Annotated in this window: 5 protein-coding genes; 2 read left to right on the top strand and 3 right to left on the bottom strand. The window is 70.5% G+C overall.

What is annotated here, in order from left to right; translation table 11 throughout:
- The 3 genes from AC060L_RS37190 to ectB all read right to left on the bottom strand — a co-directional run.
- A partial coding sequence (locus AC060L_RS37190) for a lantibiotic dehydratase (RefSeq protein ID WP_483803419.1) occupies nucleotides 1–951 on the bottom strand: 951 nt, incomplete at its 3' end.
- Nucleotides 944–1,936, bottom strand: a complete 993-nt coding sequence (locus AC060L_RS37185; protein ID WP_483803418.1) for an ornithine carbamoyltransferase — start codon at nucleotides 1,934–1,936, stop codon at nucleotides 944–946. The genes AC060L_RS37185 and AC060L_RS37190, both read right to left, overlap by 8 nt.
- Before the next feature lie 140 nt (nucleotides 1,937–2,076).
- Nucleotides 2,077–3,348: a diaminobutyrate--2-oxoglutarate transaminase gene (ectB, locus tag AC060L_RS37180; RefSeq protein ID WP_483803417.1), complete on the bottom strand. Its 1,272-nt coding sequence runs from the start codon at nucleotides 3,346–3,348 to the stop codon at nucleotides 2,077–2,079.
- Between the two features lie 499 nt (nucleotides 3,349–3,847).
- Between ectB and AC060L_RS37175 the strand changes: the two genes are divergently transcribed.
- Together AC060L_RS37175 and AC060L_RS37170 are read left to right on the top strand one after the other, a co-directional pair.
- On the top strand, nucleotides 3,848–4,879 hold the full coding sequence (locus AC060L_RS37175) for a DUF2786 domain-containing protein (protein ID WP_483799145.1): 1,032 nt from the start codon (nucleotides 3,848–3,850) through the stop codon (nucleotides 4,877–4,879).
- A gap of 47 nt (nucleotides 4,880–4,926) precedes the next feature.
- Nucleotides 4,927–5,778, top strand: a complete 852-nt coding sequence (locus AC060L_RS37170) for an IS5 family transposase (RefSeq protein WP_483799146.1) — start codon at nucleotides 4,927–4,929, stop codon at nucleotides 5,776–5,778.
- The last annotated feature ends 18 nt before the right edge of the window (nucleotides 5,779–5,796 follow it).

Raw genomic sequence — 5,796 nt, 5'->3', positions numbered from 1 at the left:
GCGGGTGCGGGCGGTTTCGAGGGTGTTGAGTTTGGTGAGTGCTTGGTGTTGGAGGTGGGGGTCGGTGATGTGGTGGAGGGTGGTGCGGAGGTGGTGTTCGGGGTGGGTGGTGGCGGGGGTTTCGAGGCGCCAGGTGATCCAGCGTTTTTTGTGGAGGTCGTTGAGGGTTTGGAGGGTGTGGTCGGGGTGGGTTTGGGGGGTGAGTTGTTGGATGGTTTGGGCGGTGTGTTGTCCGGTGCAGAGGGTGAGGATGTGGTGTTGGTGGGGGGTGATGGGTTGGGGTGGGCGGCCGGGGAGGGTGGCGGTGGTGGGGGTGAGGTGGAGGTAGGGGATGCGGCGGGGGGTGGTGTGGGGGTGGATGTGGGGGTTGGTGTCGATGGTTTTGGCGAGGGTGTCGATGGACCAGCTGGAGAAGTAGATGTTGGTTTGTTTGGTGAGGTGGTGGCCGGGGTTGATGGTGATGCCGGTTTGTCGGGGGTTGAGTTGGCCCCAGCCGACGGGTCCGAAGAAGCCGATGGTGTCGTTTTTGACGCAGAAGCGTTGCCAGTAGTGGGCGATGAGTTCTTCGCGTTGGCGGGGCATGCTGGTGCGGTTGGTGGTGGTGGGGGTCCAGTTGAGGAAGGGGGTGATGGCGGTGTGGAGGATGGCGCGGTTTTGCCAGGCGAGGGCTGCGCGGAAGGTGGGGGTGGTGGCGATGGTCTGGAGGTGGTGGGCGGTGTGGACGGCGGCTTGGGCGTAGGTGTTTTCGAAGGTGGTCCAGGTGTCGCCGGTGAGGGGTGTGTGGGGGGTGAAGGTGTCGGCGGTGGCGGCGAGGCCTTCGGGGGCCAGACGCAGCACACCCTCCGCCGGGAACCCCGGCCCCCGCAACGCGAAGTGACGCCACAGCCGCCAGCCGCCGCCGGGCAGCAGAATGGTCTCGGGCGCGGTCTCGGAAGCCTCGGTCTCAGACACCCTCGGACCCCCCGACCGCGTCGGCCGATCCGGCAGAGTCGGCCGATCCGACCGTGCCGGTGGCGCACCACTCCAGCACCGCGCGCGCACTGTGGTACTTGTTCTCGGCCTGCTCGAACGCGATGCTCGCCGGGCCGTCCAGCACCTCGGCGGTCACCTCGTCACCGCGGTGCGCGGGCAGGTCGTGCATGAACAGCGCGCCGGGTCCGGCGGCGGCCAGCACCGCCGCGTCCACCTGGAACGGCGCGAAGACGGTGCGCCAGTCGGGGTCCGCCTTGGCCGTCCCGGTGGTCTGCCAGCGGGTCGTGTAGACGACGTCGGCCGCCGGCAACGCGTCCATGTGGTGCCGCTGTTCGACCGTCGCACCGCTGCCCTTCGCGTACACCGCGGCCCGGTCGAGATAGCGCTGCTCGACTCCGTAGCCGGGCGGCGTGCGCAGTTCGAGGTGCGTGCCGGGGTAGCGGGAGAGCGCGAGGGTGAGCGCCGAGGCGGTGTTGTTGCCCTCGCCGACGTAGAGCACCCGCAGGCCGTCGATCCGCCCGAACCGCCCGAGCAGCGTGGTGAGGTCGGCGAGCGCCTGGGTCGGGTGCTCGGCGGCGCTCATCGCGTTGATCACGGCCATCCGCTGCTGGGCCGCGTAGGCGCGCAGTTCGTCCTCACTGCCGGCCGTCCGGGCCACCAGCACGTCGATCATCCGGGACAGCACCGCGGCGGTGTCGGCGACCGTCTCGCCGGTGTTCTCCTGGAGGTCCGCCGGGCCGTAGCTGATCACCTGGCCGCCGAGGCGCAGCGCGCCGGCCGAGAAGGCCGTCCGGGTCCGGGTGGAGGTCTTGCGGAACAGCACACCGACGACGGCCTCGCGCAGTGGGCGCGCGTCCTCGCAGCGGCCGGCGGCGTAGTCGGCGCCTCGCTGCGCGATCCGGTGCATGTCCTCGAATGCGAGGTCGTCGATGGAGATCAGGTGGCGGCGTGACGGGTGGGGCATCGGATCCTCCTCGGTCGTCCGGTTCTGTGGCGCGGTTCTGTGGGCACGGTGCTGGGCCGCGACGGTGCGTCGCGGTGCACGGCGCCGGGGCCGGCGGGTCGGCCCGCCGGCATAAGTCCGTCGGGGCCAGCCCGTCGGGATCAGCCCGCCTGGATCGCCTGGCGCAGCACGTCGAGGCCGCGGTCGAGCCGGTCGGTGTCGATGGTCAGCGGAGGGAGCAGCTTGACCACCTCGTCGTGCCGGCCGCAGAGTTCGACGATCAGGCCGTGCTCGAAGGCGTACCGCTGGATCCGGTCGGCGCGCTCCGGGCCGCCGGCCGCCGCAGTGTCGATGCCGAGCGCCATGCCGCGGCCACGGGTCGCCAGCGCCGGGTCCAGATCGGCGAGTTCGGCGCGGAAGCCGCCGAGCCGGCCGGCCGCCGCGGCGAGCCCGTCGTGGAACGACTGCTGCTGCCACAGCTCGCACGCCGCGGTCGCGGCGACGAAGCCGAGCTGGTTGCCGCGGAACGTGCCGGTGTGCTCGCCCGGCTCCCAGACGTCCAGCTCGCGCCGGAACAGCGTGAGCGAGAGCGGCAGGCCGTAGCCGCCGATCGACTTGGAGAGGGTCACGATGTCCGGGATGATCCCGGACTCCTCGAAGCAGAAGAACGTCCCGGTCCGGCCGCAGCCCGACTGGATCTCGTCGAGGATCAGCAGCACCCCGTGGCGCCGGGTCACCGCGCGCAGCCGGCGCAGCCAGTCGGCGCTCGCCGGGTAGACGCCGCCCTCCATCTGCATCGGCTCGACGATCACCGCGGCCGGCAGCTCGACGCCCGAGGACGGGTCGCCGAGCAGCCGCTCGATGTACCCGATCGAGTCGAACGAGCCGCTCGGGCCGTCCTCGTACGGCACGAAGGTGACGTCGCCGCCGCTCACGCCGCCGGCCCGGCGGGCCCGCCGGCTGCCGGTCACCGCGAGCGAGCCGCGCGACATGCCGTGGTACGCGCCGGTGAACGCGATCACGCCGGAGCGGCCGGTCGCCTTGCGGGCCAGCTTGAGCGCCGCCTCCACGGCGTCGGTGCCGGTGGGCCCGACGAACTGCATCTTGTAGTCCAGCCCGCGCGGGCGCAGCACCACGTCCGCGAAGGTGGCCAGGAACTCGCGCTTGGCGACGGTGAACATGTCGAGCCCGTGCGTGATGCCGTCGGCGGCGAGGTACTCGGCCAGCCGGGTCTTCACGAAGTCGTTGTTGTGCCCGTAGTTGAGCGTGCCCGCGCCACAGAAGAAGTCGAGGAACGTCCGCCCGTCCTCGGCGTACAACTCGGCACCCTTGGCCCGATGGAAGACGACGGGGAACTTCCGGCAGTACAGGCGTACCTCCGACTCCAGTTCCTCGAAGACCTTGAAGTCGGCGGGCTCGTCCAGCTCGTTCATACCGGTGTCCTTAGAGCGTCCGCCAGTAGGTCCGGTGATCGCTCGCGCTGGTGCTCTGTTCCGTTGTCGGCAGGTGGTGTGCTCCGGTTTGCCGCTACGCTCGGTATCGGCAGTGGGACAGCGATAGAGGGCTTGGGGAACTGGGTTGGGTAAGCGCAACCAGGAGCGTCGGCGGGCCAAGAAGAAGCAGCGGGACGCGAGAGGGCGGAGCGGGGCGGGGCAAGGGGCGGCTTTCGGGTTCGCTTCCTGCGAGTGCGGTGATCCGTTCTGCCTGGGTAGTGGCGGGCCCGTTCCTCGGCCGGGTGGTGCGCGGACTGTCGCGGATCTCCTGGATGAGGCGATGGCACGGTTGTGTGCTGTGCCGGCTGGAGACGCCGGGCGTCGCGCAGCGGCGCTTGAGCGAGCCGCTGCGCTGTTCGCCCGGCGCGGTATCGGCCGTGCGGTGCTCCAGGTGGGTGGAGTGGTGGTGCACGATCTGTGGCACCGTGGCTGGCAGCCAATGGATGTGGTGCGTGTCGCACGCCGGGAGCTGGCCGTGCGGCACGCGCGGATCGCCGCCGATCTGGTCGCCGCGGAGCACCGCGAGTATCCGGCGAGGCGGTTGCCCAATCGCTGGGCCGAGCAGCTTGCGGAGGCATCGGCTACGGCGTGGTGGGGTGACGACGACGCCTACGTCGACGGTGCGGCCGCGCGGGAGAAGAGCGATCCGGTGGTGCTGGGACGGGCCGTCGTTGAACTGTTCGAACTGCTGAGCCGGCTTCCCGAGGTGCCGCGGCTGATGCCGGTGCCCTGTGAGACCGGCAGCGCTGGGATGGTCGAGGCCGGCGGGGTGGAGTCTTCGCTGCTGGGCAAGATTCGGGCACTGCTCGCGAAGGCCGAGTCGACCTCTTTCCCCGAGGAGGCGGAAGCGCTGACGGCCAAGGCGCAGCAGTTGATGTCCCAGCACAGCATCGACATGGCGCTGCTGGCGGTGGAGCGGGGTGAGCGGCAGACGCCGGGCGGGGTGCGGGTGGCGGTGGATGCCCCGTATGAGGAGCCGAAGGTGGTGCTGCTGCAGGCGGTGGCGGAGGCGAACCGCTGTCGCACGGTGTGGTCGAGGAACCTGGGGTTCTCCACGGTGGTCGGCTTCGCCTCCGATGTGGAGGCGGTCGAGTTGCTGTTCACCTCGCTGCTGGTCCAGGCCCAGGCGGCGCTGCAGGCGGCGGGCGCGCGCAAGCGTGGGGACGGTAGCTCGCGCACCCGGTCCTTCAGGCAGTCGTTCCTGGTGGCCTACGCCGCCAGGATCGAGGAGCGGCTCGGGCGGGTCGCCGAGCAGGCGGTGAAGGCGGCCGGAAAAGTCGGCCGGACGGCAGGGCTGCTGCCGGTGCTGGCCTCGCGGGCCGAAGCCGTGGACGACCAGGTGGACGAGCTGTTCGGCGAGCTGTCGTACAGTCACGGTTCGGCATACGCCAACGACCGCGAGGGGTGGGCCCACGGCACGGCCGCCGCCGACCGGGCCGAACTGCACACCAGGGCCGGCGCGCTGCGCTGAACCGCCCGGGCGCGGCGCTGTGACGTCCGCGTGTTCGGGGAGGGCTCGTGCCTGTCGTTCCTGCCTGCATCCTGGATCCGCTGCGCAAGGAGTTCCTCGCGCTGCTGCCGGAACACCGGGACGACCACCCGCTGGGCTGCCACAACCCGCGCATCCCCGACGCGCTGGTCTTCGACAGGCTCATCCTGGTCCTGGTGTCCGGCATGGGCTACGAGCGCGTGGCGGACCAGGCCTGCTCAGCCACCACGATCCGACGCCGCCGGGACCACTGGATCGCCCTGGGGATGGGCGAGGTCCTGCGCCTGGCGGCTCTGGCCGCTTACGACCGCATGGTCGGCTTGGAGCTGGAGCATCTGGCTGCCGACGGCTGCCAGACCAAGGCACCGTCCGGAGGCGAATGCGCCGGCAGGAGCCCGGTTGACCGTGCCAAACAAGGCGTCAAACGCTCGCAGTTGACCGAGGCCTACGGCATCCCGCTGGTCACTCACCCGGCCCCGGCCAACATCCGCGACCACACGCTCCTTCCGACGACCCTCGACCAGTACCGCGACCTTGGCAAGGAACTCGGCCCGCTGCCCGAGCACCCCAGCCTCAGCCTGGACGCCGGATACGACTACCGCATCGTCTACGAGGACCTGACAGAACGCCAGATCGCTCCGCGGATCGCCAAACGCGGCCAGCAGACCCCGATCCAGGCGGACGGCCGCTGGGTGGTGGAGAGAACGAACTCGTGGCTGAACAACTTCGGCAAGCTCCGCCGCTGCACCGAGCGCCGCCGGGCGTGCGTCGAGTTCTACATCGCCCTGGCTACGGCCATCGTCACCATCCGCAGCCTGATACGACGAGCATGGTTCACCCACCGCTGGGACACACGCCCCCACAGCCCCCGCATCCGATGACCTACTGGCGGACGCTCT

Source organism: Kitasatospora sp. NEAU-69 (genome assembly GCF_057158765.1).
This window is presented reverse-complemented; position numbering and strand designations above follow the sequence as displayed.